Origin of the sequence: Thioclava marina, assembly GCF_002020135.1 — a bacterium.
GTDB classification, from domain to species: Bacteria; Pseudomonadota; Alphaproteobacteria; order Rhodobacterales; family Rhodobacteraceae; genus Thioclava; species Thioclava marina.
The window spans coordinates 602,764-628,461 of the sequence record NZ_MPZS01000001.1 but is presented as its reverse complement, the minus strand read 5'-3'; the positions used below and the strand labels follow the sequence as shown (position 1 = coordinate 628,461).

Below are 25,698 nucleotides of genomic sequence, written 5' to 3'. Positions count from 1 at the left end.
TTGACGGGTCGAGCCCTCAATAGCTGCGGATCAGCCCCACGAGGCGTCCCTGGACCCGAACCTGATCGTCGCGCAAGAGCCGTGTCTCGTAAGCCGGGTTTGCCGCCTCCAGCGCGATCATCCCGTTGCGGCGATAGAACCGCTTCAGCGTCGCCTCATGCCCTTCGACCAGCGCCACGACAATATCGCCGTTTTCCGCCGACCCTTGCTCGCGGATCACCACGATATCGCCATCGTTGATCCCCGCCTCGATCATCGAGTCGCCCTTGACTTCAAGTGCATAATGCTCACCGCGTCCGCCCAGCATGGAGCCGGGAACGGCGACATGGTGCGACACTTCAGAGATCGCCTCGATCGGGACGCCGGCGGCGATCCGGCCCATCACGGGCAGTTCCATCGCGTGGACCGCTTCCACCGGAATCGCATTGCGCGGCGGGTCGACCTTGTCGCCCTTGATCACCTGCGGCGCGAAGCCGCCTTCGCTGCCCACAGGCGCGCCGAGCTTCTTTTCCAGGGCCTCGGGCAGCTTCACGATTTCGATCGCGCGGGCGCGATGGGCGAGGCGACGAATGAAGCCGCGCTCTTCCAGTGCCGTGATCAGCCGGTGAATGCCCGATTTCGAGCGCAGATCCAGCGCGTCTTTCATCTCGTCAAAAGAAGGCGGAACACCGTCCTTCATCATTCGTTTCTGAATGAATTCGAGCAATTCCAATTGCTTGCGTGTCAGCATGCACGGTCCTCCGCTGCCGGATCAGGGCCTATGTTCAAGGATTGTTCTATCCTTGTTCACGGCGCCTGTCAACGCTCGGCGTGCTTTGCTCAGTCCAGCGGCAGAATTTCGACGGTGTCCCCAGCTTTGCGGGGTCCGTCGCCCAAGGGGCGGATCAGCAGGCAATCGGCTTGCGACAGGATGCTGAGCATCGCCGAGTCCTGGTTGTCGAAGGGCGTGACGCGGGGCAGGGGGTGACCCGGCTCAAGCGTGGCGCGCATGTAATGCGTGCGCGGGCCGGTCGGTCCGCTATCCGTCGCCAGTTCGGCTTTCTGCACCCGGCTCTCGGGTGGCAGGCCGGCAAGCTTGCGCAGCATCGGGCGCAGGAACAGTTCGGCGCAGACCGTGGCCGAGACGGGGTTCCCAGGAAGACCAAGCATTGCCGCGTCTCCCATGCGCCCCGCCATCAGCGGCTTGCCCGGGCGCATCGCGATCTTCCAGAAGCTGCGCTCGAGGCCCAGCTCTTCGGCGACCTCTCCCACCAAATCATGCGCGCCGACCGAGGCGCCACCCGAGGTCACCACGAGATCCGCGCCTTTCGCCAGTTCGAACACGGTGCGCAGACTGTCACGGTCATCGCGTGCGATCGGCAGCATCCGCGCCTCGGCGCCCATGCGCTCGGCCAACGCCGCGATGATGAAGCTGTTGGAGCAGATGATCTGGTCCGGGCCCGGTTCCTCACCCGGCATGACCAGTTCGTCGCCCGTCGCGATGATCGCCACGACGGGACGGCGGCGTACGGTGACTTCCGAGACATTCATCGCCGCCAGCAGCCCCAGATCGCGCGCCGTCAGCGGGCGCTCGGGGCAAAAGCTCTCGCCTTGCGCGAAATCCTGACCTTGGGGACGGATATTGTCATGGGTTTCAAGCTGTTGCGGCAGGGTAATCATGTCGCCCTCGCGGGTGACGTTTTCCTGCAAGACCACCACGCCACTCGGCCCGGGCACAGGTGCGCCGGTGAAGATGCGCACGGCTTGACCGGGCGTGGGCGTACCCGCATAGGCGCGACCGGCCGCGGCCTCGCCCTCGACCCTGAGCACCGCGCCGGGCAGGTGATCGGCCACGTCGATCCAGTAGCCATCCATCGCCGAGGCCGAGAACGGGGGCTGGGTCAGCCGCGCCGTTGTGGGCTCGGCCATGACCCGGCCGACGGCTGCGCGCAGCGGCACAACCTCGGTACCGAGCGGTTCGACCAGTGCCAGAACCTTCTCCAGCGCCTCTTCGACGGGTAGCAAGCTCATGACGCGCTCCCTTCGGCCTCATATCTCCCGGACTTGCCGCCGTCTTTCAGCACGACGCGGATGCCCTCGATCTGCATGGATTTCTCGACCGCTTTGAGCATGTCATAGACCGTCAGCGCCGCTGCCGATACGGCGGTCAGCGCCTCCATCTCGACGCCCGTCTGGCCCGAGGTCTTCACCGTCGCGCGGATATTCACGCCCGGCAGGCTCTCGTCGGGCTCCAGATCGAGCGTGACCTTGGTGATGGGCAACGGGTGACACAGCGGGATCAGATCGGCGGTCTTCTTCGCCGCCATTATCCCCGCGATCCGCGCGATGCCCAGCACGTCGCCCTTCTTCGCGGTGCCCTGCAGCACATAGGCCAGCGTCTCGGGCTTCATCACCACGCGCCCTTCGGCCACGGCAATGCGGTCGGTCACCTCCTTGTCGGAGACATCGACCATATGGGCCTGACCCGCATCATCGAAATGTGACAGGCTCATGCGACCTCCAGCAGCTTTGCGGTGGCGCCCGCGACGTCATCCTGCCGCATCAGGCTCTCGCCGATCAGGAAGCGGCGCGCGCCGACCTCGGCCATCGCGGCCATGTCCTCTTGCGTGAAGATGCCGCTTTCGCAAACGAGGTCGCGGCCTTCGGCGAGGATCGTCGGCGCAAGCTGGCGGGTCACATCAAGAGTGACCTCGAAGGTCTTGAGATTGCGGTTATTCACGCCGACGAGGGGCGACTTGAGATGCTTGAGTGCGCGCTCGGTCTCCTCGGCGTCATGTACCTCGACCAGCACATCCATGCCCCAGCCAAACGCCGCGTCTTCCAGCTCGGCGGCCAGAGCATCCTCGACCGAGGCCATGATGATCAGGATGCAGTCGGCGCCCCAGGCGCGGGCTTCCGCGACTTGATAGGTGTCGTAGAGGAAATCCTTGCGCAAAGCGGGCAGCGAGCAGGCCGCGCGCGCCGCTGTCAGGAACTCGGGCGCACCCTGGAACGAGGGCGTGTCGGTCAGCACCGACAGGCAGGCCGCGCCACCTTGCTCATAGGCTTTCGCCAGCGCGGGCGGATCGAAATCGGGGCGGATCAACCCTTTCGAGGGCGAGGCTTTCTTGATCTCGGCGATCAGCCCGTAACCGGCTTCGGCCTTGGCGGTAAGGGCATCGGCGAACCCCCGCGTGGGGGCCTGGGCCTTGGCCTCAGCCTCGACCTCCGCAAGCGGGCGCGCGGCCTTGGCCGCTTTGATCTCTTCGAGCTTGTAGGCCTTGATCTTGTCGAGGATCGTGCTCATCCGGCGACCTCCTGGGTGATCTTCGCGAGCGTCTCCAGCGCGGTTTTTGCCTTTCCGCTGTCGATGCTTTCGGCGGCCATCTCGGCCCCGGCTTTCAAGTCCGAGACCTTGTCGGCCACCACCAGCGCGGCCGCCGCATTCAGCAGCACCGCATCGCGGTAAGCCGAAGCCTCGCCCGCCATCAGCGCGCGCAGGGCGGCCGCGTTCTCGGCCGGCGTGCCGCCGACCAGATCCTTGAACGGATGCACGGGCAGGCCCGCATCCTCTGGGTGGATCTGCAGCGACTCGATCCGGCCGTTCTCCAGCGCCGCCACCTCGGTCGTGCCGCAGATGGTGATCTCGTCGGTCCCGTCCGAGCCATGCACGAGCCACGCCTTCTCGGAGCCCAGCATCTGCAGCGTCTCGGCCATCGGGAAGATCAGGTCGGGCGCAAACGCCCCGGTCAGCTGGCGCTTGACGCCCGCGGGGTTGGTGAGCGGCCCGAGGATGTTGAAGATCGTCTTGCAGCCCAGCTCCAGCCGCACCGGCATGACATGGCGCATCGCCGGGTGGTGAATCTGCGCCATCATGAAGCCGATATTCGCCTCGGCCAGACCGCGCTCGGTCGCCTCCGGACCCGCCATCACGTCGATGCCAAGCTCCGATTGCACATCCGCGGTGCCCGAGCGCGACGAGGCCGCGCGGTTGCCGTGTTTCGCGACCGGCACGCCCGCGCCCGCCACGACGAAGGCCGTCGCGGTCGAGATGTTGAGCGTGTGCATCCCGTCGCCGCCCGTGCCCACGATGTCGATCGCCCCCTCGGGCGCTTTGACCGGCACGCATTTGGCGCGCATCGCGGCGGCGGCGGCGGCATATTCCGACACGGATTCCCCGCGTGCCCGCAGCGCCATCAGCAAACCGCCGATCTGCGCGGGCGAGGCTTCGCCGTTGAACAGGATTTCAAAGGCCATCTCGGCCTGCGCGCGGCTCAGCGGGCCTTCGGAGGCCGCGAAGATCAGCGGCTTCATCGCTTCGCTCATGGTCATGCGGGCACCTTCAGGCTCACGCCTGCCTCTGTCAGAAAGGTCTTGAGCATGGCGTGGCCGTGCTCGGAGGCGATGGATTCGGGGTGGAACTGCACGCCTTCGATCGGCAGCTCGCGGTGACGCAGCCCCATGATCGTGCCGTCCGCCAGCTCGGCGGTGATCTCGAGGCAATCGGGCAGGCTCTCGCGCTCGACCACCAGCGAGTGGTAGCGCGTGGCGCTCAAGGGCGAGGGCAGGCCGGCGAAGACACCTTTGCCCTCGTGGTGGATCTCGCCCATCTTGCCATGCACGATCTCGGAAGCGCGAACGACCTTGCCGCCAAATGCCTGACCGATGGTCTGATGGCCCAGACATACGCCGAAGAGCGGCAGTTTCGCCTCGGCGGCCGCCAGCGTCAGCGGCAGGCAGATGCCCGCCTGATCGGGATCGCAAGGCCCGGGCGAGAGCACGATCGCCTCGGCACCCATCCCCATCGCTTCCTGCACATTGAGCGCATCGTTACGCCAAACCTTCACATCGGCGCCCAGCTCGCCAAAATAATGCACCAAGTTATAGGTAAAGCTGTCATAATTATCGATGAGCAGCAGCATGGCCGGGCCTTTCGCTTGTGTCCCCCGGGATAACCCCGCCAGAATGGGGGTGAACCGGGGCTCGGGTCGGGCTATAGATGCTATCAGCGAAGGGCCGGGGTCAAGGGCAGTCACCCGGTAAAAAGCCGCAATCCAAAAGCGGCGCGCAGTGTGGAGACAGGCAGATGATGCGTTCTGTGATCAAGGGGATCGTAACGGGTGGGCTGGTCGCGGTGTTCGGTTTGGGCCTGTTGTCACTGATCTTCCCCGTGCCGCAAGAGCCCGGGCAGGACGTGAAGATCGCGGCGTCCTCCGCACCTGAGACCTCCGGCGCGGAGATTCCGCCCAAGGAAAATGAGCAGGCGCCTGCTCCGAGCGACCGCACACCTGCGATGCCGAGCCCGGCTGGCGCGCCGCTCAGCGCCCCCACCGCCTCGCCGCGTGCGCCCCTCAGCCAACCCAGTCTTGCGCCTCCGCCGCAGATCGGCGGGACCGAACCTGCCGCGCGCCCCGAGGCCGCGCCCGAGATGCCCGAGGCCCCGCCCGCGCCGGAAGACGCGAAAGTGGCGCTGGCAGAGCCGGTCGCCCCCGAACAGCCCGTCCCGGTGCCGCCACCCGGCGAGGTTGAGGCCCCCGCGCTCGCACCTGCTTCCGCACCTGACGTCACCGGGGAAATCGTCGCGGCTTCCCCCGCGCCGAGCGGCGCGCAGGGAATCCCGCCCGAGCCTCTGGCCGATGCCGATATCGGCGCGGAGGTCGCGAGCGGGGCGGTTGATGGCGAAGTGCCTCTGGCCACTGTCAGCGGGGCTGGCCAGAACGGGCGCGGACGGATGCCCCAGCCTGTCCCCCAGATGCCGCCCTCCGCTGCGGATGATGGCACGCAACTGGCCGGGGCGCCCGCGCCGATGCCTGCGCTGCCCGACGCGCCGGCTTTGATGCCCGACATGGCACCGTCCGACGAAGCACCGCCGGAGATGGCGAGCGAACCGCCTTCCGCACCGGACGCCCCGCGCACCAAGCCGCGCATCCTGACGCTCGACGACACGCCCAGCCTTCCCGGCAAGCAGATCGCGGGCTTCAAGAGCGCGCCCGGCGTCGTGGTTGACCGGCTGCCGCAGGTCGGCGGTTCGGCGCCCGACGGGACGCAAATTTCCGAGGCCGAGACGGATCAGCCCGATCCCGCGAGCCTCACCCCTCTTGAGCGCTACGCCGCGCCCTTCACCGAAGAGCCCGGCAAGCCGCTCTACTCGATCGTGCTGATCGATCCGGGCGTGGGGGCAGGGGGACTCGATGCGCAGACGATCGCTGCGACCGGCCTTCCGATGACCATCGCGATCGACCCGACGCGAGAGAACGCAGCCAGCGATGCCGAGATCTTCCGCAAGGCGGGCTACGAGGTGGCGATGCTTGCCGGCCCGTTGCCGCAGGGCGCGGGCCCCGAGGATCTCGAGGTCGCGCTCGAGGCCTGGAAACAAGCGCTGCCCGAAGCCGTCGCGCTGGTCGAGCGCCCGCAACCCGAGTTTCAGAACAACCGGATGCTGGCGCGCCAGATGGTCTCCGCGCTCGATCGTGACGGGCTGGGGCTCGTGACGCTGAAAATCGGTTTCGACAGTGCCAACCAGATCGCCCAATCGGCGGGGCTGCCGAATGCACAGGCGTGGCGGGTGGTCGATGGCGGTCGCGAGAAGGCGCCGGTGATTGCGCGGATGCTCTCGCGCGCGGGGTTCGAGGCGGATCGCGACGGGCAGGTCGTGGTGGTTCTCTCGGCCTGGCCGGAATCGCTGCAAGGGATCGACGACTGGTATGCGGGCGAGCAGGGCAAGTTCGCGCTGGCCCCGGTTTCGGCGGTGGTGCTGAAAAGCGTCGCAGGGCAGGCCGACGCGAGCGAGTGAGCGCGTCGCAGCGAGACGCACAGGCCCTCGCAGGGTCGATGACCCCAAGAAAACGGCCCGAAGCGCGGCGCTCCGGGCCATTTTTCGTTCCGGCCTGCCCTGTCGGTCTCAGCCGTTGCCGCGCGACTTCACGAAGAGGCCAGCATCCTCGGCCGCCTTGCGCAGCGCCTTGGACTTGTTGACCGTCTCCATCCATTCGGCCTCGGGGTCACTGTCATAGACAACGCCGCCGCCCGCCTGGATATAGAGCGTCTGATCCTTCACCACGGCCGTGCGCAGCGCGATGCACATGTCCATCTCGCCATTGGCCGCGAAATAGCCCACGCCGCCGCCATAGATGCCGCGTTTCTCCGGCTCCAGCTCGTCGATGATCTCCATCGCGCGGACCTTCGGTGCGCCCGACACGGTGCCCGCAGGCAGGCCCGCCAGCAGCGCCGAGAGCGCGTCCTGATCGTCGGACAGCTGGCCCACCACGTTCGAGACGATATGCATGACGTGGCTGTAGCGCTCGATGATGAACTTCTCGGTCGGGTGGACCGAACCGATCTTGGACACGCGCCCGACATCGTTGCGGCCCAGATCGAGCAGCATCAGATGCTCGGCCAACTCTTTCTTGTCGGCCATGAGATCTTCTTCCAGCGCCTTGTCCTCGGCGGGCGTCGCCCCGCGCGGCCGGGTGCCCGCGATCGGACGGATCGTCACCTCGCCCTCGCGCACGCGCACGAGGATCTCGGGGCTCGCGCCGACGATCTGGAAGCCCCCGAAGTTCAGGAAGAACATGAAGGGGGAGGGGTTGGTGCGGCGCAGGCTGCGGTAAAGCGCGAAGGGCGGCAGCGGGAATGCCGCCGACCAGCGCTGCGCCGGGACGACCTGGAAGATGTCGCCCGCGCGGATATATTCCTTGGCCTTCTCCACGGCGGCCTTGTAGCCCTCCTTGGTGAAGTTCGAGCGCATCTCGCCGACCTGAAGGCTCTCACCCAGATCGCGGCTTTCGACCGGCGTGCGGTCGAGATCGCGCAGCGCGTCGGACACCCGCTCGGCGGCCTGCGCATAGGCCGCGCGTGCCGACAGGCCCGAGGACTGGAAGGCGGGCGCGCAGAGGATCACGTCGCCCTTCACCCCGTCGAGCACCGCCACCACCGAAGGGCGCAGCAGAACCGCATCCGGCACGCCGATCGGGTCGGGATTCACGTTCGGCAGCTTCTCGACCAGCCGGATCGTGTCATAGCCGAGATAGCCGAAAAGGCCAGCCGCCGCAGCGGGCAGCCCTTCGGGCATCTCGATGCGGCTTTCCGCGATCAGCGCCCGCAGGCTTTCGAACGGGTGGCCGGGCAGATCTTCCCAGGTCTCGTCAAACCGCGCAGAGCGGTTGATCCGCGCGCACTCGCCCCGGCATTCCCAGATCACATCGGGCTTCATCCCGATGATCGAGTAGCGCCCGCGCACTTCGCCGCCGGTGACCGATTCCAGCATGAAGGAATTCGGCTGTGCCTCGGCGAGCTTGAGCATCAGCGAGACGGGCGTGTCGAGATCGGCCGCCAGCCGGGCATAGACGAGCTGGTTTTCACCCTTGGCCCAGCGGGCCTCGAACTCCTCGAAGGAGGGGGAGAGAGCGACCACCTTGGGCCTCCTTACTGCATCTGCGACTGCACAGCGGTCACGGCCTGACTGTCGAGGCTGAGCCCCGCTTCGGCCTCCACGGCGGTCGCGTAGAAATTGAGCAGGTCATTGGCGAGCGAGCGCGAGAGCTGGCTGCCGATCTGACCGGAGATCAGCGTGGTATCGGCATCGGTCATATCCGCGGGGATCACCTTGTCGGTGACGATCACATAGACCTTGCCATTGGCGGTGACCTGCGCGGGCTTGCCCGGATCGGTCTCGAAGACCTTCGAGATCACCGCGGGCGGAAGCTTGTTGCTGAACCCGCCACGACCGATGCTTGCAACCGTGGTGGTCAGAAGCCCCGTCGCGCCGAGCGACTTGCCCCCCTCGACCTCTGCGACGATCTCCTTGGCGCGGGTTTCCTCGGCGGTGACCAGCTGATCGGCATGCCAGGCCTTCGCCACATCGTCCTTCACGCTGTCGAAGGGTTTGGGCGTGGGCGGCACGATCTTGTCGAGACGCATCGCGAAGACGCCGCCATCCGGGAGCGTCTGGAGATCGGGGTAATCCTCGGTCGTAGCGGCCTCGGCAGCCTTGCGGAACTCTTCGTAACCCGCGATCCCGTCAGTGTCGCCGGCGGTATAGGCAATGGTGCCGAGCTCCATGTCGGTTTCCTTGCCCATCTCCTCGAGCGTCGCGCCCCCGGCCAGACGGTCCTGAAGATCTTCGCTCATCTTGCCGATCTCGCGGCGCGCCTTGTCGGCCTCGGCCTCTCCGGCGAGCTCCTCGCGCGCATCCTCGAAAGAGGTCTCCTGCGCCGCGATCACCGCGTTCATCTTGTAAAGCGCCGGTCCCAGATCGGTCTCGATCGGGCCTGCAATCCCGGGTTCGTTCAGCGCGAAGACCGCGTCTCCGGCCTTGCCCAGCTCAGCCTTGGTCACATCGCCCAGATCCGCATCTTCCAGCGTCAGGCCGCGCTCCTTGGCGAGATCGGCAAAGCTCGTGCCCGCGTCGTATTTCGCCTTCGCGGCCTGCGCCTCTTCCATGCTCGGATAGACCAGTCGCTCGACCAGGCGTTTCTCGGGCTGCTTGAACTCGTCGATCCGGCGCTCGTATTCGGCTTTCAGCGTCGCATCGTCGATCGCCACCTTGCTCTGGAGCATCTCCGGGGTCAGCCAGGCATAGGTGATCTCGCGGGTCTCGGGCGCGGTGAACTGCGTGATATGGTCGTCGTAATAGCTTTGCAGCTCGTCATCGGTCGGCTGGGCCACCGGCGTGGTCAGATCGCTCTCGGTGATCTCGGCCCAGGTGAAGCCGCGCTTCTCGCTGACGAATTTCGTATAGGCGTCTGTGACGGCCTGCGGCGCCTCGACACCCCCTGCGACCGCGCCCTGCACGATCGAGCGCGCGAGGTCGTCACGCAGCTGCGCTTCGAACTCGTTTTCCGTGAAACCCTGCTGACGCAGCGCGAACTTGTAGGTCTCGCGGTCGAAATTGCCCGAAGCGTTGTGGAAGGCCTGAATGTCGAAGATCTGCTTTTGCAGTTCGGCATCGCCCACCGAGACCCCCAGCCGGCGCGCGGCCTCGCCCAAGGCGGCCTGACCGATCAGCGTGCCCAGCACCTGCTGGTCGAGACCCGACGCGCGCATCTGCGCCATCGTCACCGGCTGGCCGGTCTGCTGGCTGCGGCTCTGCATCTCCTGACGCAGCGCCCGGGCATAATCATTGACCGAGATCTGCGTCTCGCCCACCGAGCCCACCGACTTGATCGAGCCGGAGAAGCTCTGCAACCCGAAGCCTCCGAGACCGAGGATCAGCATGGCCAGCAAGATCCAGACGACGACACTCTTGCCGTGGCTGCGCAGCTTCATCGGGGGTCCTCCTCGGGCGTTTCTCTTTCGAGGCTGTTTAGGGCTTTGACCAAAGGCCTGCAAGGTCAGGTGCGCGCAAGCCCTGCAAGCCGTGCGCGCAGCGCCGCGATCCCGTCCGCATCGACATTGGCAAAAGCGATCCGCATCTGTCGCGCGGCTGCTTCGGCGCCTTCGGGCATGAACATCGTTCCGGGTAGCATCAGCACGCCCGCATCGCGCACGAGGGCTTGCGCGAATTCGGGCGCCGGGCGCGGATCAGGATGGGTGACATAGGCGAAATAGGCGCCGCAGCCCAGCAACTCCCAACCCTCGAGATCGGCGAAGGCAGCCTCCATCGCGGCGCGGCGCGCAAGGATCTCGGCGCGCTCGCCCGCGACCCACTGGCGGAGATTGCGCATCCCCCAGAGCGCCGCGATCTGGCCCAACTGCGAGGGGCAGATCGCCACCGTGTCGAGGAATTTCTCGATCTCCGCCAGCCGGTCCGTGCCCGCCACGATCGCGCCCACGCGGTGCCCCGTCAGCCGGTAAGCCTTCGAGAAGGAATAGAGATGGATGAAATACTCCGCCCAGTCTGGATCGGCGAAGAGATCATGCGGCGCACCGGAGCGGCTGTCGAAATCGCGATAGGTCTCGTCCACGATCAGCGCGATGCGACGGCTTCGGGCCAGCTCGGCAAAGGCGCGGATCAGCTCGGCGGGGTATTCCGCCCCGCCCGGGTTGTTGGGCGAGACCAGAACGATCGCGCGGGTGCGCGGCGTGATCTTGGCCGCCGCCTCGTCGGGGTCGGGCAGGAGCGCAGCGCCGGGGACGAGCGGCACCGTTTTGACCCCCGCCATGTCGAGCCACATCTTGTGATTGAAATACCATGGTGTCGGAAGGATCACCTCGTCGCCGGCGCCCGCCAGAGTGGCCATCGCCGCACAAAACGCCTGGTTGCAGCCCTGGGTGATCGCGACCTCGGACGCTGCGATCTCGCCGCCATAGGCCGCCGACCATTGCGCGGCGAGCTCGGCGCGCAGCGCTGGCATGCCCAGAACGGGGCCGTAAAGATGCGCCTGTGGATCGCTCAGCGCAGCCTCCGCAATCGCCTGACGCAGCGCCTCGGGCGGCGGATCGACCGGAGCCGCCTGAGAAACATTGATCAGCGGGCGCTCGGGCGTGAACGTGACGCCGTCCAGCCAGCGCCGCGCCTCCATCACCGGGGGCGGGAAGGTGGCGGCGAGTGCGGGATTGAGCGGATGGGGCATGGACGTCCTCTTGGCTGACCGCGCGAGATCACCAGAGCGCCGCGTCCTTGGCAAGGGGCGGGAGCCTCCGGCGGAGATATTTGGATCAAGAAGAAGCGCGCAGCTTCGTTCTTCTTCTTGATGAAAATATCTCGGGGGTGAGGGCGCAAGCCCGAGTGGGCGGCGCCCCCTAGCGCGGGGACCGCCAGGCCAAGCCGTGCCGGACATGCCATTCACGCAAGGTCAGCGCGATCACGACCAGATCGAGTAGCGTGAGCAGCAGCATCGAAGGGGCGTGATGCAGGCTCCACAGATACATCTGATAGGCCACGAAAGCCGACATCAGCACGATCGCCATCGGGTAGGCCCAGATCAGCCCGCGCATCAGCAAGATCACCACGATCAGTTTGAGCGCGCCATGGCTGGTGAAATAGAAGCCGTAGAAACTCTGGGTCTCGATCGAGAAGTGATGGGCCGCGTTCAGCAGCGCATTGGCGATCTGGTCCTTGGGGTCTTCACTCAGCTCGTGTCGCGTGAACCAGACCGCCGCATCGAGCACCGCGTTTTTCGGCAGGCCCAGCAGCGCGAGACCCGAAAGCGTTTCGGCGAGTTCGAAGAAGCCCTTCAGGATCAGGGTCGCCTCGAACAACCAGTGAAGGAATTGCCCGAGCCGTGTGCCGGGCGCTCCCAGTCGCACGGGGTTATTCCGTTCCCCGATAGGGCTGGACATATTGCAGCGCCATGTCCCAGGGGAAGAAGATCCAGGTGTCCTGGCTGACCTCGGTGATATAGGTGTCGACCAGCGGCGCGCCTTTGGGCTTGGCGTAGACGGTGGCGAATTGCGCCTTGGGGAAAAGCTCGCGCACCAGTTTCAGCGTGTTGCCGGTATCGACGAGATCGTCGACGATCAGCACGCCCTCGCCGCCATTTTCCATGATGTCGGGCTGGGTCGGCTTGATGACCTTCGCCTCGCGCTGTTCCTGGTGGCTGTAGCTTTTCACCGAGATCGTGTCGACCTTGCGGATGTCGAGCTCGCGCGCGACGATCGCGGCCGGGACGAGACCGCCGCGGGTGATGCCCACCACCGCGCGCCAGTTGCCCTCGTCGGGCCCTTTTCCGTCGAGCCGCCAGGCGAGCGCGCGCGCATCGCGGTGAAGCTGATCCCAGCTGACATGGAAGCCTTTTTCGTGGGGCAGACGGTCGGACATGGTATTTTCCTCAGGTCAGGGCGAGTTTGAGACCGAGCAGGGCGAGCAACCCGCCGAAGACGCGCTCGATCACGGATTTCAGGTTGAGATAGGCCGCGCGCGTCTTTTCGAGCGAGAAGATCCGCGCCACCAGCACGTTCCAGCCGGTATCGTTGAACATCACGATCCCGAGGATCGCCGCATAGGCCCAGCCGGGCGCCGAGGGCGGGATGAAAGTCAGGAAGATGGTGCCGAAGAACACGGCCGGTTTGGGATTGGCGAGCTGGGTCGAGATACCGAGCCAGACCAGCCGCGGCGCCGAGCGGGTCCGGGGCAGGTCGGGCATGTGCTGATCCATCGGATCGCCCGCATGGCGCCACATCTTGTAGGCCAGCCACAGCAGATAGGCCGCGCCCGCGATCTTCAGGGCGGTCAGCAATGCCGGGGCGACCTTGAAGACCAGCGCGAGCCCGAACAGCGCCGCCGCCGCCCAGATCACCGCGCCCAGACCGATCCCCACCGCCAGCCAGACGCCGCGGCCGAAGCCCTCGCGCAGGCTGGTGCGTGCGGCCAGCAACACCGCCGGCCCCGGCGACATCGCGGCCGCCAGGTGCACGAAATAGATTGCCGTGAGGGCCGCGAGGCTCATTGCGCGCCTCAGTCCTTGCGGCCGGTGACCACGTCGATATCGGGCGCGTCCACCGCCTTCATGCCGACGACATGGTAGCCCGCATCGACGTGCAGCGTCTCGCCCGTGGTGCCCGAACCCAGATCCGAGAGCAGATAGAGCGCGGCCTTGCCGACCTCTTCCTGGGTCACGTTACGCCGCAGCGGCGAGTTCAGCTCGTTCCATTTCATGATGTAGCGGAAATCGCCGATTCCGCTCGCCGCCAGCGTCTTGATCGGGCCTGCCGAGATCGCGTTGCAGCGGATGCCGTCCTTGCCCAGATCCTCGGCGATATATTTCACCGACGCTTCCAGCGCCGCTTTCGCCACGCCCATCACGTTGTAATGCGGCATTACCTGCTCGGCGCCGTAGTAGGTCAGCGTCAGCAGCGAGCCGCCCTCGGTCATCATTGCCGCGGCGCGCGCGCAGACGGCCGTGAAGGAATAGACCGAGATGTCCATCGTCATGGTGAAGTTGTTGCGCGAGGTGTCGACATAGCGCCCGCGCAGTTCGTTCTTGTCCGAGAAGCCGATCGCATGAACGACGAAATCGAGCTTGCCCCACTTCGCCTTCAGCGTGTCGAACAGAGCATCGACCGAGGCCTCGTCGGCCACGTCGCAATCGACAAGGATATCGGAGCCGAGTTGCTCGGCCAGTGGCGCCACGCGCTTCTTGAGTGCGTCGCCTTGATACGAGAAGGCCAGCTCGGCACCCGCATCCGCGAGGGCTTTTGCGATGCCCCAGGCGATGGATTTGTCATTGGCGAGGCCCATGATCAGCCCGCGCTTGCCCGCCATAAGGTTGTTCGACATGTCAGGTTTTCCCCCGCTTCGCTCTGGTAAGTTCGAATGCTTTAGGCGAAAGGTGAAGACGCATCAAGGCCGCTGACCCTTCGTCAAGCATCGTGGCACCGACGAGAAGGGCAGGGCGCGCAGGAAGCTGGAGGTGAGTGATGAGCGACCGGGGCGGGATTTTTGCAGGCGATGACCCTTATGCGATTGCGCAGCGCTGGCTGAACGAGGCGGAGGCGAGCGAGATCAACGATCCGAACGCGATCGCCGTCGCAACGGTCGACGCCGATGGTTTGCCCAATGTGCGCATGGTGCTGCTCAAGGAAATCGAGGGGCGCGACATGCCTTCGGGTGGCGCTTTCGTCTTCTATACGAATTACGGTTCGGCCAAGGGGCGCGAGATCGAGCAGGCGGGCAAGGCGGCTTTCGTAATGCACTGGAAGTCGCTGCGCCGTCAGATTCGTGTGCGCGGGCTGGTCGAGCGCGAGGAGGGGCCGCAGGCCGATGATTATTACGCGTCGCGCTCGCTCAAATCGCGGCTCGGAGCCTGGGCCTCGCGACAAAGTGAGCCTCTCTCCTCGCGTACGGCGCTGATGGCGGAGGTCGCAAAGGTCACCGCAAGCCAGGGTCCGAACCCCAAACGCCCCCCCTTCTGGGGAGGGTTCAGAATCAAGCCTTTGGAGATCGAATTTTGGGCCGATGGCGCTTTCCGGCTGCACGATCGGTTTCGCTGGCGGCGGCAAACCCTTGCCGATGAATGGGAAATTTCGCGTCTAAACCCGTGAATTTCACGCTTCGTGAATTGCAGAGGGTCTTGATTTACGAGGATTTCTCTTGAACAGTTCGCCCGGATCCGCATTCTCGCCGGGGATGTGGCAGGACGCGAACAGGAAAGCCCGAAAATGCAAACGGGATGGAAGATGCTGGGGGAGACGGTGACCGATCCGGAAGAGATCACAGGCACCGTGAAATGGTTCGACCCGGTGAAAGGGTTCGGATTCATCGTGGATGATCGGGGTGGCCCCGACATTCTTCTCCATGCGAATGTGCTTCGAAACTTTGGCCAGGGGTCGATTGCGGATCACGCCCAGATCCGGGTGCGCGTCCAGGTGACGCCGCGCGGGGCGCAGGCGGTCGAAGTGCTTGAGATCGCGCCCCCCGAAGGTGAGGCTCTCGCCCCGATCGAGGATCTGGGCGACAACACGCATGACGAGATCGCCGCTCTGCCTCTGGAACCGGCACGGGTGAAATGGTTCGAGAAGACCAAGGGCTTCGGTTTCGCTAATGTCTTCGAGCGCGACGAGGATGTCTTCATTCACATGGAGGTGCTGCGCCGGTCGGGCTTTGCCGATCTCAGCCCCGGCGAGGCGGTTTGCCTGCGCGTGATCGAGGGCAAGAGGGGCCGTATGGCCGCACAGGTTCTTGCATGGGACGCCGGTCTGAAATCCGGGCGCTGATCGCCTTTGCCTCTCTGCTCTTGGCGGCCCCTGTCTTCGCGCAGGACGGTGAGGCGGTGCAATGCCGCGAAGATCTCGCGATTCTGCGCCAAGGGAACACGCGGGTCGAGTTCACGGTCGAGATCGCGGATGATGCGGGCGAGCGCGCTCAGGGTCTGATGGGCCGGACCTCGATGGCGAGCGGAGCGGGGATGCTCTTCATCTATCCGGCCCCGCGCGAGGTCGCGTTCTGGATGCATGACACGCCGTTGCCGCTCGACATGCTTTTCATCGACGCGGCCGGTCGGGTGGTCACTGTCGCAGCCAATGCGCGCCCCAATGACGACACCCCGATTCCCTCCGGTGGTCCGGTGCGCTTCGTACTCGAGATCAATGCAGGGTTGTCCGCGAAACTCGGTCTTGGCCCGGGAGCGGAGCTAGCACATCCCGCGATCGAGCCCGGTCTCGCGGCTTTCCCGTGCAAATGACCCTTTCCTTGCGCCGGACCTCTTTGTAAGGAGGGGGCGTCGGGGCGTAGCGCAGCCTGGTAGCGCGTCTGTTTTGGGTACAGAAGGTCGTGAGTTCGAATCTCGCCGCCCCGACCATCCCCACCAAATCGTGACGGCAGGTGCCACTACATCTTGTAGGCGCGCTGAATTGTGGCCCCAAGGCCACTGCGGAGGGATTTGCCCAAATTTTCGGCAGAGAGCGCGGGAAGAATCCACAAGATATTGTGGTTTGTGGATCATTTGCTCCAATTACGCGCTATGGTTGCGGTAAGTCCTAATGAAATCTGGCGTTTTTTCGTGCTGCGTCGCGGCGCCCGGCCGTTCACGAAATGTGGATGAATCGAGCAGCCTGCCCCGAGAGAGGATGGTCAACTGAAAAATGCGGGTTTCCGTCATTAAAGTTTCGTTGACGGTCTGCGTGAGCTACGGCAGGTTGTGGGATGTCGGCAGCAAAGCCACCAGATGTAGTGGCGATGGCAGGCCAAGGGACAGTTTCCGATGATGCACGCTCCGCAAGAAGGGCGCGCCCGCCTCGTGGTATAGACCGCGAGACGCCGAACTGCCTTTGCCCGTCCGCAAGCCGTAATTGATTATATTTTGAACGGGGACAGGGCACATGAAGATCGAACGCAAGTTCACCACCGAAGAGACCGGCGCTTATGGCGCGCTCGCCTTCACGACGACGACCTCGGAGATTCGCAATCCCGACGGCAAGGTGGTGTTCCGCAACGACTCGGTCGAAGTGCCCGAAGGCTGGAGCCAGGTTGCCTCCGACGTGCTCGCCCAGAAGTACTTCCGCAAGGCGGGCGTTCCGGCCGCGCTGAAGACGGTGAAGGAAAAGGGCGTTCCGGAATTCCTGTGGCGCTCGGTCCCTGACGAGGACGCGCTCGCCCAGCTCCCCGAAGAGGCGCGGTTCACCGGTGAGAGCTCGGCCAAGCAGGTCTTCGATCGTCTCGCTGGCGCTTGGTGCTACTGGGGCTGGAAGGGTGGATATTTCTCCACCGAGGCCGATGCGCAGGCTTATTACGACGAGATGCGCTTCATGCTGGCCGAACAGATGGCCGCGCCGAACTCGCCGCAATGGTTCAACACCGGCCTGCACTGGGCCTACGGCATCGACGGCCCCGGCCAGGGCCACTTCTATGTCGATTACAAGACCGGCAAGCTGACCCGGTCGAGCTCGGCCTACGAGCACCCGCAGCCCCATGCCTGCTTCATCCAGTCGGTTTCGGACGATCTGGTCCAGGAGGGCGGGATCATGGATCTCTGGGTCCGCGAGGCGCGCCTGTTCAAATACGGCTCGGGCACCGGCACCAACTTCTCGAGCCTGCGCGCCGAGGGAGAAGCGCTTTCGGGGGGCGGCAAATCCTCGGGCCTGATGGGCTTCCTCAAGATCGGCGACCGCGCGGCGGGCGCGATCAAGTCGGGCGGCACCACGCGCCGCGCGGCGAAGATGGTGATCTGCGACATGGATCACCCCGATATCGAGCAGTTCGTGAACTGGAAGGTGATCGAAGAGCAGAAAGTGGCCTCGCTGGTCGCGGGCTCGAAGCTGCATGAGCGCGAGCTCAACAAGATCTTCGAGGCGATCCGCGCCTTTGACGGCTCCGACGAGGGTTCGGTCGATCCGGTGAAGAACCCCGCTCTGAAAGAGGCGATCAAATCCGCCAAGCGCGTGATGATCCCCGAGACCTATATCAATCGCGTGCTGCAATACGCCCGTCAGGGCTACAGCTCGATCGAGTTCCCGACCTATGACACCGATTGGGACTCGGAAGCCTATGTCTCGGTTTCGGGTCAGAACTCGAACAACTCGGTGCGCGTCACCAACGCCTTCCTGAAGGCGGTCAAGGACGATGCCGATTGGGAGCTGATCCGCCGCACCGACGGCAAGGTCGCCAAGACGGTGAAGGCGCGCGATCTGTGGGAGCAGGTCGGCCACGCCGCCTGGGCTTGCGCCGATCCGGGCATCCAGTTCCACGACACCGTCAACGAATGGCACACCTGCCCCGAGGACGGGCAGATCCGCGGCTCGAACCCGTGCTCGGAATACATGTTCCTCGACGATACGGCGTGTAACCTCGCCTCGATGAACCTGCTGACCTTCTACAAGAACGGCAAGTTCGACGCCGAAAGCTATATCCACGCGACCCGCCTGTGGACCGTGACGCTGGAAATCTCGGTGCTGATGGCGCAGTTCCCGTCGAAGGAAATCGCGCAGCGTTCCTATGACTTCCGCACGCTGGGTCTTGGCTACGCCAATATCGGCGGTCTGCTGATGAATATGGGGCTGGGCTACGACTCCAAGGAAGGCCGTGCGCTTTGCGGTGCGCTGACCGCGGTGATGACCGGTGTGTCCTACGCCACCTCGGCCGAGATGGCGGGTGAGCTGGGGACCTTCCCGGGTTACGAGAAGAACGCCAAGCATATGCTGCGCGTCATCCGCAACCACCGCAACGCGGCTTACGGCAAGACTGCGGGCTATGAGGCTCTGGAGATCAAGCCGGTCGCGCTCGATCACAAGAACTGCCCCGATCAGGAGCTGATCTCGCTCGCCACCCAGGCCTGGGACGAGGCGCTGAGCCTCGGCGAGCAGCACGGCTACCGCAATGCCCAGGTCTCGGTGATCGCACCGACCGGCACGATCGGCCTCGTGATGGATTGCGACACCACCGGCATCGAGCCCGACTTCGCGCTGGTGAAATTCAAGAAGCTCGCGGGCGGTGGCTACTTCAAGATCATCAACCGCTCGGTTCCGGGCGCGCTGGAAACGCTGGGCTACAGCTCGTCGCAGATCGAAGAGATCATCGCCTATGCCGTGGGTCACGCCTCACTTGGCAACTGCCCCGACATCAACACCACGGCGCTGATCGGCCACGGCTTCGGCCCGCGCGAGATCGAGAAGCTCGAGGCCGCGCTGCCGACCGCCTTCGACATCCGCTTCGTGTTCAACCAGTGGACGCTGGGCGAAGAGTTCTGCACCCAGACGCTCGGCATCCCGGCCGAGAAGCTGAACGACCCGACCTTCGACATGCTGCGTCACCTCGGCTTCACCAAGAAGCAGATCGAAGCCGCGAATGACCATGTCTGCGGGACGATGACGCTGGAAGGCGCGCCGCATCTGAAGGACGAGCACCTGAGCGTGTTCGACTGCGCCAATCCCTGCGGCAAGAAGGGCAAGCGCTACCTGTCGGTCGACAGCCACATCTACATGATGGCGGCCGCACAGTCCTTCATCTCGGGCGCGATTTCGAAGACGATCAACATGGCCAACCACGCCTCGATCGAGGACGTGAAGGCGGCATACGAGCTCAGCTGGTCGCTCGGCATCAAGGCCAACGCGCTTTACCGCGACGGCTCGAAACTGTCGCAGCCGCTGGCGGCCGCGCTGGTCGAGGATGACGAGGAAGCCGAAGAGGTTCTGGCCACCGGCACGCCGCAGGAGAAGGCCGCCGTGCTCGCCGAGAAGATCATCGAGAAGGTGATCGTCAAGGAATACGAGCGCAGCCACCGCGAAAAGCTCCCGACGCGCCGCAAGGGCTATACCCAGAAGGCGGTCGTGGGCGGCCACAAGGTCTACCTGCGCACCGGCGAATATGACGACGGTTCGCTTGGCGAGATCTTCATCGACATGCACAAGGAAGGCGCGGGCTTCCGCGCGATGATGAACAACTTCGCGATCGCCGTCTCGGTCGGCCTACAATATGGCGTGCCGCTGGAAGAGTTCGTGGACGCCTTCACCTTCACCAAGTTCGAACCCGCCGGCATGGTGCAGGGCAACGACTCGATCAAGAACGCGACCTCGATCCTCGACTACGTGTTCCGCGAACTGGCCGTGTCCTATCTCGACCGCACCGATCTGGCCCATGTGAAGCCGCAAGGCGCGTCCTTCGACGATCTGGGCGGTGGCGAGAACGAAGGCAAGCTGGTGGATGGCAATGTCGAGCCGGTCTCGGACAAGGCCTCGAAATCGCTCGAAGTGCTGCGCCAGATCTCGTCGACCGGCTACCTTCGCAAGCGCCTGCCGCAAGAGCTTCTGGTGCTGCAAGGCGGCAGCGGGGTCGAAACCCTGACCGCGCGCAGCGTGCAGGCCAGCGTGACCACCACGACCGCCGTGGCCACGGGTTCGGTGCAGATGGATGCGCGCGCCAAGGCGAAGATGCAGGGCTACGAGGGCGAGGCGTGCGGCGATTGCGGCAACTACACGCTCGTGCGCAACGGCACCTGCATGAAGTGCAATACCTGTGGGGCGACCAGCGGTTGTTCCTGAGGGACAGGGGCTCCGGCACCGGCCGGGGCCCCGACGACTGACCGGGCGTAGGGTCCGGGGGACAGAAGAGAAGCGCCAGCGGCGCGGGACAGGAGCGGAAATTGGAACTGATCGTCGGCAATAAACGAGTGATGCCCAAGGCGCTGCGCCGGATCCCCGGCGGGGTGGAGGCCGAACTCGTGGGCGAGGGGCTGACCTCGGTGCTCGATGCGACCTTTGCAGGCGCTTCGATCGAGTGCCTGGGTGGCGATCTCGACCACCACGCGCTCGACGTGACCGATATCCGCATGGGCGGCGGCTCGACCACCGTCACGCTGATGACCGCGCGGGAAATGGCGCTGCATTGAGATCCGGGGCGGGTGCGCTCGCCCCAGACGCTGAGAAGGCCCAGGCAAAACGACGATAAGCTCGGGCGGTCAACGAATGAGCCTGATCGGCGAAACTGGCCCTCTCCGGTCCCCAGCGGAGAGGGCCGCATTATGTTTGCCAGAGAGCCGAAACGAAAACGGGCGGCCCTGCGGCCGCCCGGTTGTTCTGCAAGTCCGGATCCCTCAGATCCCGTCGCCGACGAAGGCTTTCTCGACCACGTATTCGCGGGGCTCCGAATTGGCGCCCTCGCGCAGGCCAAAGCCTTCGAGCACCGCCATCACGTCCTTGTTGAAGGCGAGCGAGCCGCAGACCATCGCGCGGTCGGTTTCGGGGTTCATAGGGGCGATGCCGAGATCCTTGAAGACCTTCCCGTTCTCGAGGTTGTCGGTGATCCGGCCCATGTGGTGGAATTCCTCGCGGGTCGTGGTCGGGTAATATTTCAGCTTGCCCTCGACCATCTCGCCGATCAGCGGGTCGTTGATCAGGTTCTCGACCAGCTGGCGGCCATATTCCAGTTCCTCGATCGTCCGGCAGGTATGCATCATGATGACCTCGTCGAACTTGTCGTAGGTCTCGGGGTCGCGCATCAGCGAGGCGAAGGGCGCGATGCCGGTGCCGGTGGCGAGGAACCACACCCGCTTGCCGGGCAGCAGCGCGTCATGGACGAGCGTGCCGACGGGCTTGGGGCGCAGGATGATCTGATCGCCCACGTTGATGTGCTGGAGCTTCGAGGTCAGCGGGCCATCGGGCACCTTGATCGAGTAGAATTCCAGCTCCTCGTCCCAGTTGGGAGAGGCGATCGAATAGGCGCGCAGCAGCGGTTTGCCATTGTCGCCCATCAGGCCGATCATCACGAACTCGCCCGAGCGGAAACGCAAGCTCTGCGGCCGCGTCACGCGGAAGGAAAACAGCCGGTCCGTCCAATGCGTTACTTCGGTCACTTCCTGGGCGTCGGGCAGGGTCTTTACCTTGGGGATCTCGGTCACGGCGCTCTCGTTCATTGTCACATCTCTCTGGCCGGGCGCGCAGGCTCGGCTGGCAAATATGCAGATCGGATACAGGTTGCGGGGCGCAACCCTCCTTGATCTGGCTCAAATGCCGGTCTTGCCGCGTGTCTTTAGTGAAATTCAGGTGAATTGGGAAGGCTCAGCCCGCAAGCCGCGCGCGGTAGTCATGCGCGGCCCAGTCGGCACGAAAGAGCCATTGCGGGCTGGGTTGGCGTTCGGCCATCTCGGGCGGGATCTCGACTTCGTCGAAACCCACGCGCCGCGCCATCGGGTATTGATCGGCGATCAGCGGGCCGGCCGCGCGCAGGCGCCCTTGAAACCCGAGCGCCCGGATCCGGCGCGCGAGCGTGAAGCCGCGCCCGTCCGAGAAGGCTGGGAAGAGCACGCGGATCATCTGCGCGCCCTCGATCAGCGCGGGCAGGTGGCCTGCATCGGTTTCGGGCGCGATATCGAGGCTTTGCCCGGTGAAGTCATCCTCGTGGAAGCCGTCGTCGCGAACGATCACGCTCATGCCACTTTCTCCTTGTTATCCGTCTCTTGAGCATCGTTCCTCACACGTACGGCCTTGCCGCCGATGAAGTGGATGCCGCATTCGGTTTTCGCAGCGCCGCGCCAGCGGCCCGCGCGTTCATCCTCGCCCGGTTTGACCGGCGAGGTGCAGGGCGCGCAGCCGATCGACGGGTAGCCCTGCGCCACCAGCGGATGCCGCGGCAGTCGGTTCTCGATCATGTAATCCTGCACGTCCTGCTTGTCCCAATGGGCCAGCGGGTTGATCTTCATCCGGGCCTCCGTCTCGACCTCGAAGAAATCGAGTGCCGCGCGCTGGCCGCCCTGAAACCGTTTGCGCCCCGTGATCCAGGCGTCATAGCCCGAAAGCGCGGTTTCCAGCGGCACGGTCTTGCGCAGGCTGCAGCAGGCATCGGTGCTGAACTGATGCAGGGTGCCGTCGGGATCGTCGCGCGCAATCGCCGCCTCGGCGGCGCGGATCACCTGTACATTGGTCAGCCCGAGCTTGGCCGCGACCTCCTCCTGATAGGCGAGGGTTTCGGCAAACAGCATCTGGGTGTCGATGAACAGGACCGGTGTCCCCGGCGCGATCACCGAGACCATGTGCAACAGCACCACCGATTCCGCCCCGAAAGACGAGACCAGCGCGACCTCGCCCACGTCCGGGTCGCGCAGCGCCCGCTCCATCACCGCCGTTGCCGCATGATGACGGTAACGACCGTTGAGCGCGGTGACGCGGTCCTCGATGCCAAGTCGATCATTGAGCGGCATGACGCTGGGCCTCTTGGTAGAGCGCATCCTTGAACGGTTCGGGGCCGAGGCGGCGTAGCGCGTCCAGAAAGCTTTCCGATTGCGACTGGCGCAGGTCGAGATAGGCGCGCAACAGCCGTTCGAGCGCCGGGATCACCTCCGTATAGGCGAAACCCGGGCCTGCGCGTTCGCCAAGCGCCATCGTCTCGGTCGCATCGCCGCCAAGCGTGATCTGGTAATTCTCCACACCCGCGCGGTCGAGGCCGAGAATGCCGATGTGGCCCAGATGGTGATGGCCGCAGGCATTGATGCAGCCCGAGATCTTGATCTTGAGTGTGCCGATTTCGCTCTCCAGCCCCAGATCGCGGAAATGGGTCGCGATCTGTTGCGCCAGCGGGATCGAGCGGGCCGTGGCCAGCGCGCAGTAATCCATGCCGGGGCAGGCGATGATATCCGAGGTCAGCCCGATATTCGCCGTGGCCAACCCGCCCTTGCGCAAGCTTTCGAACAGCGCGGGCAGATCGGCCTTCGCGACATGGGGCAGGATCACGTTCTGCTCATGGCTGATGCGCAGCTCGGACTGACCATAGCGTTCGGCGAGATCGGCGAGCAGGCGCATCTGGTCCGAGGTGGCATCGCCGGGAGGGGCGCCGTGCTCTTTCAGGCTGATAGTGACCACCGCGTAATCGGGGTTGTGATGCGGCGAGACCGAGCGCGCGGCCCAGTCGCGCAGAAGCGCGTCGACATTGAGCGCGGTCTCGAAGCTGGCGCTCTCGCGCGAGGGCAAGGCAGGCGGTGCGAATTGCGCTTTCAGATCGGCAAGGATCGCCTGATCGGCGCCCTTGAAGGCCGCGCGACGGGCCGGGAATTCCGCCTCGACCAGATCGGAAAAGGCCTCGATCCCAAGCTCATGCACGGTGATCTTGATGCGGGCCTTATACTTGTTGTCGCGCCGTCCGGCGAGGTTCCACGCAGCGACGATCGATTCCAGATAGGGCAGCAGGTCGCTGGCGGGCAGGAAGTCGCGTAGCTCTTTCCCGATCATCGGGGTGCGGCCCAGACCGCCGCCCACGAAGACCTGAAACCCGATCTCGCCGTCACGCTCGACCAGTTGCAGCCCCACGTCATGCGCACGGATCGCGGCGCGGTCTGCTCGCGCGCCGTTGATTGCGATCTTGAACTTGCGCGGCAGGAACTGGAACTCGGGATGGTCGGTGGACCATTGGCGGATCAGTTCGGCATAGGGACGCGGGTCGGCGATCTCGTCGGCGCTCGCACCCGCGAAAGCATCCGTCGTCGTGTTGCGGATCGCATTGCCCGAGGTCTGGATGGCGTGCATGCCCACATCGGCCAGCGCGTCGATCATATCCGGCACATCGACCAGTTTGGGCCAGTTGAACTGGATGTTCTGACGGGTGGTGAAATGGCCGTAACCGCGATCCCAGGCGTCGGCGATCTTGGCGAGCTGGCGCATCTGGCGCGCCGAGATCGTGCCGTAGGGGATCGCCACCCGCAGCATATAGGCATGCAGCTGTAGATAGAGCCCGTTCATCAGGCGCAGCGGTTTGAACTCATCCTCGGTCAGGCTTCCGTCGAGGCGGCGCGCGACCTGAGAACGGAACTGGGCGGCGCGCGCGCGGATCGCGGCGCTGTCGAAGTCGCTGGGTTGGAACATGGATCAGATCCCGGGAAGCTCGATGGAGGGGCCGGTGGCGCGGAAGGCCTCGCGGAAATGCGCGGGCTCGGGGCCATTGGGGCCAAGCGTGGCAGGCGCGAGATAGGCGCCCACGACCTTCTCGGTCTGGGCGTTTGCGATATTGAGCCACATCTCGGCAATCACCGGGTCATCGAGGAAGGCGGCGTCCTTCAGTCGCAGCACCCATTGGCCCGCGTCGTTCATGTAGACGACATGGCCTTCGCGCAGATCATTGGCGCTGATCACGCCGGGGGTGAATTTCTTGCTCATAGCGCGGCCTCCTTGAGGGCGATGCGGGCGTCGCGCGGGGCGAGCCCGAGAAGGATGACGGCGGGGCCTTTGGCCTCGGCGGCGATTTGGGGCAGGGTGGCAAGCGTCGCGGCGCGGATCGCCTGATCGGCGCGCGAGGCGTTCTCGACCACGCAGGCGGGGGTGGCGGGGGAGGCGCCATGCATCATCAACCGGCCCTGCACAAAGCGCGCGGCACGCTTGCCCATATAGATCGCGGCGACGGCGCCGGGACGTGCGAGGGCGGCCCAATCCTGTTCGGCCAGACCTTGCGCGTCATGGCCGGTGATCAGGCGCAGCTCGCGGTTGCGACCGCGCTCGGTCAGGCTTTGGCCCAGCGAGGCGGCAGCGGCGGAGGCGGCGGTGATGCCGGGAAGGACGCGCCAGGCGATGCCCGCGGCGTCGAGCGCGTCCAGTTCCTCGCCCAGCCGTCCGAACAAGCCGGGGTCGCCCGATTTCAAGCGCAGCACGCGATAGCCGCGTTGCGCGAAAAAGACGATCATCTCCGAGATGTTCTCTTGTTTCATCGAGGGGCCGAAGCCGGTCTTGCCGGTTTCGATCAGTCGCGCCTGCGGGCCCGCGAGCGCGAGCACCTCGGGGCTGACAAGCGTATCGTGCAGGATAACGTCGGCACGGCTCATTTCGCGCAGGACAGCCACGGTCAGAAGGTCCGGGTCGCCCGGACCTGCCCCGGCAAGGATGACCCCGCCCTGTTCTCTCTGTGCCACCATGATGCGCTCCGTTTCCGCA

At 65.1% G+C, this 25,698-nt stretch carries 25 protein-coding genes and 1 tRNA gene; 7 read left to right on the top strand and 19 right to left on the bottom strand.

The features are described from left to right. Nucleotides 1-16: 16 nt before the first annotated feature. The 6 genes from lexA to BMG00_RS02925 form a co-directional block, all read right to left on the bottom strand. Nucleotides 17-730, bottom strand: a complete 714-nt coding sequence (gene lexA / locus BMG00_RS02950; RefSeq protein ID WP_078573338.1) for a transcriptional repressor LexA — start codon at nucleotides 728-730, stop codon at nucleotides 17-19. Between the two features lie 89 nt (nucleotides 731-819). Next, entirely contained in the window at nucleotides 820-2,004 is a 1,185-nt protein-coding gene (locus tag BMG00_RS02945) for a molybdopterin molybdotransferase MoeA (RefSeq protein ID WP_078574234.1), read from the bottom strand. Nucleotides 2,005-2,006: 2 nt separating this feature from the next. Further along, nucleotides 2,007-2,492, bottom strand: a complete 486-nt coding sequence (gene moaC, locus BMG00_RS02940; RefSeq protein ID WP_078528498.1) for a cyclic pyranopterin monophosphate synthase MoaC — start codon at nucleotides 2,490-2,492, stop codon at nucleotides 2,007-2,009. Continuing rightward, nucleotides 2,489-3,286, bottom strand: coding sequence for an indole-3-glycerol phosphate synthase TrpC (gene trpC / locus BMG00_RS02935; RefSeq protein WP_078528494.1), 798 nt, complete (start codon nucleotides 3,284-3,286; stop codon nucleotides 2,489-2,491). The genes moaC and trpC overlap by 4 nt, the downstream gene beginning before the upstream one ends. After that, nucleotides 3,283-4,305, bottom strand: a complete 1,023-nt coding sequence (gene trpD, locus BMG00_RS02930; protein WP_078529004.1) for an anthranilate phosphoribosyltransferase — start codon at nucleotides 4,303-4,305, stop codon at nucleotides 3,283-3,285. Before trpD ends, trpC begins: the two co-directional genes overlap by 4 nt. Before the next feature lie 2 nt (nucleotides 4,306-4,307). Next, nucleotides 4,308-4,901 (bottom strand): anthranilate synthase component II, encoded by a 594-nt coding sequence (locus BMG00_RS02925; RefSeq protein WP_078573337.1) that lies wholly within the window; start codon nucleotides 4,899-4,901, stop codon nucleotides 4,308-4,310. 164 nt (nucleotides 4,902-5,065) lie between these two features. Between BMG00_RS02925 and BMG00_RS02920 the strand changes: the two genes are divergently transcribed. Beyond that, complete coding sequence (locus BMG00_RS02920) at nucleotides 5,066-6,772, top strand: divergent polysaccharide deacetylase family protein (protein WP_078573336.1); 1,707 nt, start codon at nucleotides 5,066-5,068, stop codon at nucleotides 6,770-6,772. Nucleotides 6,773-6,880: 108 nt separating this feature from the next. Here the strand turns inward: BMG00_RS02920 and trpE are convergent, their stop codons facing one another. The 7 genes from trpE to fabI all read right to left on the bottom strand — a co-directional run bounded on the left by trpE (nucleotide 6,881) and on the right by fabI (nucleotide 14,137). Next, nucleotides 6,881-8,392 carry an anthranilate synthase component I gene (trpE, locus tag BMG00_RS02915; protein ID WP_078528486.1) on the bottom strand — a complete coding sequence of 504 codons (1,512 nt, stop codon included), beginning with the start codon at nucleotides 8,390-8,392 and terminating at the stop codon, nucleotides 6,881-6,883. 11 nt (nucleotides 8,393-8,403) lie between these two features. Next, nucleotides 8,404-10,245: a SurA N-terminal domain-containing protein gene (locus tag BMG00_RS02910; protein WP_078573335.1), complete on the bottom strand. Its 1,842-nt coding sequence runs from the start codon at nucleotides 10,243-10,245 to the stop codon at nucleotides 8,404-8,406. A gap of 65 nt (nucleotides 10,246-10,310) precedes the next feature. After that, nucleotides 10,311-11,492 carry an aminotransferase gene (locus BMG00_RS02905; protein WP_078573334.1) on the bottom strand — a complete coding sequence of 394 codons (1,182 nt, stop codon included), beginning with the start codon at nucleotides 11,490-11,492 and terminating at the stop codon, nucleotides 10,311-10,313. A gap of 169 nt (nucleotides 11,493-11,661) precedes the next feature. Then, nucleotides 11,662-12,168 carry a DUF2127 domain-containing protein gene (locus tag BMG00_RS02900; protein WP_158521671.1) on the bottom strand — a complete coding sequence of 169 codons (507 nt, stop codon included), beginning with the start codon at nucleotides 12,166-12,168 and terminating at the stop codon, nucleotides 11,662-11,664. Between the two features lie 4 nt (nucleotides 12,169-12,172). Next, complete coding sequence (gene gpt, locus BMG00_RS02895; protein WP_078528474.1) at nucleotides 12,173-12,679, bottom strand: xanthine phosphoribosyltransferase; 507 nt, start codon at nucleotides 12,677-12,679, stop codon at nucleotides 12,173-12,175. Between the two features lie 10 nt (nucleotides 12,680-12,689). Then, entirely contained in the window at nucleotides 12,690-13,307 is a 618-nt protein-coding gene (locus BMG00_RS02890) for a LysE family translocator (protein WP_078528471.1), read from the bottom strand. 8 nt (nucleotides 13,308-13,315) lie between these two features. Then, entirely contained in the window at nucleotides 13,316-14,137 is an 822-nt protein-coding gene (gene fabI / locus BMG00_RS02885) for an enoyl-ACP reductase FabI (protein WP_078528468.1), read from the bottom strand. 140 nt (nucleotides 14,138-14,277) lie between these two features. Between fabI and pdxH the strand changes: the two genes are divergently transcribed. The 6 genes from pdxH to BMG00_RS02855 all read left to right on the top strand — a co-directional run bounded on the left by pdxH (nucleotide 14,278) and on the right by BMG00_RS02855 (nucleotide 20,678). Next, a complete protein-coding gene (gene pdxH, locus BMG00_RS02880) occupies nucleotides 14,278-14,901 on the top strand; it encodes a pyridoxamine 5'-phosphate oxidase (protein WP_078573332.1) in 624 nt (207 codons plus the stop codon). Between the two features lie 135 nt (nucleotides 14,902-15,036). Next, entirely contained in the window at nucleotides 15,037-15,573 is a 537-nt protein-coding gene (locus BMG00_RS02875; RefSeq protein WP_078529002.1) for a cold-shock protein, read from the top strand. Further along, complete coding sequence (locus tag BMG00_RS02870; RefSeq protein ID WP_078573331.1) at nucleotides 15,543-16,040, top strand: DUF192 domain-containing protein; 498 nt, start codon at nucleotides 15,543-15,545, stop codon at nucleotides 16,038-16,040. Before BMG00_RS02875 ends, BMG00_RS02870 begins: the two co-directional genes overlap by 31 nt. 40 nt (nucleotides 16,041-16,080) lie before the next feature. Next, a tRNA-Pro gene (locus tag BMG00_RS02865) sits at nucleotides 16,081-16,157 on the top strand. Nucleotides 16,158-16,677: 520 nt separating this feature from the next. After that, on the top strand, nucleotides 16,678-20,331 hold the full coding sequence (locus BMG00_RS02860; protein WP_078573330.1) for a vitamin B12-dependent ribonucleotide reductase: 3,654 nt from the start codon (nucleotides 16,678-16,680) through the stop codon (nucleotides 20,329-20,331). A 101-nt stretch (nucleotides 20,332-20,432) separates the two neighbouring features. Then, on the top strand, nucleotides 20,433-20,678 hold the full coding sequence (locus BMG00_RS02855) for a hypothetical protein (protein ID WP_038072778.1): 246 nt from the start codon (nucleotides 20,433-20,435) through the stop codon (nucleotides 20,676-20,678). A 204-nt stretch (nucleotides 20,679-20,882) separates the two neighbouring features. On the opposite strand, the gene BMG00_RS02850 is transcribed toward BMG00_RS02855, so the two are convergent. From BMG00_RS02850 to cobA, 6 genes are all read right to left on the bottom strand, one after another. Beyond that, on the bottom strand, nucleotides 20,883-21,701 hold the full coding sequence (locus tag BMG00_RS02850; protein ID WP_078528457.1) for a ferredoxin--NADP reductase: 819 nt from the start codon (nucleotides 21,699-21,701) through the stop codon (nucleotides 20,883-20,885). A 145-nt stretch (nucleotides 21,702-21,846) separates the two neighbouring features. Then, on the bottom strand, nucleotides 21,847-22,218 hold the full coding sequence (locus BMG00_RS02845) for a DUF934 domain-containing protein (RefSeq protein ID WP_078528455.1): 372 nt from the start codon (nucleotides 22,216-22,218) through the stop codon (nucleotides 21,847-21,849). Next, nucleotides 22,215-22,985, bottom strand: a complete 771-nt coding sequence (locus BMG00_RS02840; RefSeq protein WP_078573329.1) for a phosphoadenylyl-sulfate reductase — start codon at nucleotides 22,983-22,985, stop codon at nucleotides 22,215-22,217. Before BMG00_RS02840 ends, BMG00_RS02845 begins: the two co-directional genes overlap by 4 nt. Then, entirely contained in the window at nucleotides 22,972-24,639 is a 1,668-nt protein-coding gene (locus BMG00_RS02835; RefSeq protein WP_078573328.1) for a nitrite/sulfite reductase, read from the bottom strand. Before BMG00_RS02835 ends, BMG00_RS02840 begins: the two co-directional genes overlap by 14 nt. Before the next feature lie 3 nt (nucleotides 24,640-24,642). Further along, nucleotides 24,643-24,930 carry a DUF2849 domain-containing protein gene (locus BMG00_RS02830; protein ID WP_078573327.1) on the bottom strand — a complete coding sequence of 96 codons (288 nt, stop codon included), beginning with the start codon at nucleotides 24,928-24,930 and terminating at the stop codon, nucleotides 24,643-24,645. Beyond that, the gene (gene cobA / locus BMG00_RS02825) at nucleotides 24,927-25,679 is read right to left on the bottom strand and encodes a uroporphyrinogen-III C-methyltransferase (RefSeq protein ID WP_078573326.1); all 753 of its coding nucleotides are present in this window, start codon (nucleotides 25,677-25,679) and stop codon (nucleotides 24,927-24,929) included. The genes BMG00_RS02830 and cobA overlap by 4 nt, the downstream gene beginning before the upstream one ends. Between the last annotated feature and the right edge of the window lie 19 nt (nucleotides 25,680-25,698).

Bases quoted from the DNA above. Each gene is read 5' to 3' on its own strand.
- lexA (WP_078573338.1), bottom strand. From the start codon at position 730: ATGCTGACACGCAAGCAATTGGAATTGCTCGAATTCATTCAGAAACGA.
- moaC (WP_078528498.1), bottom strand. From the start codon at position 2,492: ATGAGCCTGTCACATTTCGATGATGCGGGTCAGGCCCATATGGTCGAT.
- trpC (WP_078528494.1), bottom strand. From the start codon at position 3,286: ATGAGCACGATCCTCGACAAGATCAAGGCCTACAAGCTCGAAGAGATC.
- trpD (WP_078529004.1), bottom strand. From the start codon at position 4,305: ATGAGCGAAGCGATGAAGCCGCTGATCTTCGCGGCCTCCGAAGGCCCG.
- BMG00_RS02925 (WP_078573337.1), bottom strand. From the start codon at position 4,901: ATGCTGCTGCTCATCGATAATTATGACAGCTTTACCTATAACTTGGTG.
- BMG00_RS02920 (WP_078573336.1), top strand. From the start codon at position 5,066: ATGATGCGTTCTGTGATCAAGGGGATCGTAACGGGTGGGCTGGTCGCG.
- BMG00_RS02910 (WP_078573335.1), bottom strand. From the start codon at position 10,245: ATGAAGCTGCGCAGCCACGGCAAGAGTGTCGTCGTCTGGATCTTGCTG.
- BMG00_RS02905 (WP_078573334.1), bottom strand. From the start codon at position 11,492: ATGCCCCATCCGCTCAATCCCGCACTCGCCGCCACCTTCCCGCCCCCG.
- gpt (WP_078528474.1), bottom strand. From the start codon at position 12,679: ATGTCCGACCGTCTGCCCCACGAAAAAGGCTTCCATGTCAGCTGGGAT.
- BMG00_RS02890 (WP_078528471.1), bottom strand. From the start codon at position 13,307: ATGAGCCTCGCGGCCCTCACGGCAATCTATTTCGTGCACCTGGCGGCC.
- fabI (WP_078528468.1), bottom strand. From the start codon at position 14,137: ATGTCGAACAACCTTATGGCGGGCAAGCGCGGGCTGATCATGGGCCTC.
- pdxH (WP_078573332.1), top strand. From the start codon at position 14,278: ATGAGCGACCGGGGCGGGATTTTTGCAGGCGATGACCCTTATGCGATT.
- BMG00_RS02875 (WP_078529002.1), top strand. From the start codon at position 15,037: ATGCTGGGGGAGACGGTGACCGATCCGGAAGAGATCACAGGCACCGTG.
- BMG00_RS02870 (WP_078573331.1), top strand. From the start codon at position 15,543: ATGGGACGCCGGTCTGAAATCCGGGCGCTGATCGCCTTTGCCTCTCTG.
- BMG00_RS02860 (WP_078573330.1), top strand. From the start codon at position 16,678: ATGAAGATCGAACGCAAGTTCACCACCGAAGAGACCGGCGCTTATGGC.
- BMG00_RS02850 (WP_078528457.1), bottom strand. From the start codon at position 21,701: ATGAACGAGAGCGCCGTGACCGAGATCCCCAAGGTAAAGACCCTGCCC.
- BMG00_RS02845 (WP_078528455.1), bottom strand. From the start codon at position 22,218: ATGAGCGTGATCGTTCGCGACGACGGCTTCCACGAGGATGACTTCACC.
- BMG00_RS02840 (WP_078573329.1), bottom strand. From the start codon at position 22,985: ATGCCGCTCAATGATCGACTTGGCATCGAGGACCGCGTCACCGCGCTC.
- BMG00_RS02835 (WP_078573328.1), bottom strand. From the start codon at position 24,639: ATGTTCCAACCCAGCGACTTCGACAGCGCCGCGATCCGCGCGCGCGCC.
- BMG00_RS02830 (WP_078573327.1), bottom strand. From the start codon at position 24,930: ATGAGCAAGAAATTCACCCCCGGCGTGATCAGCGCCAATGATCTGCGC.
- cobA (WP_078573326.1), bottom strand. From the start codon at position 25,679: ATGGTGGCACAGAGAGAACAGGGCGGGGTCATCCTTGCCGGGGCAGGT.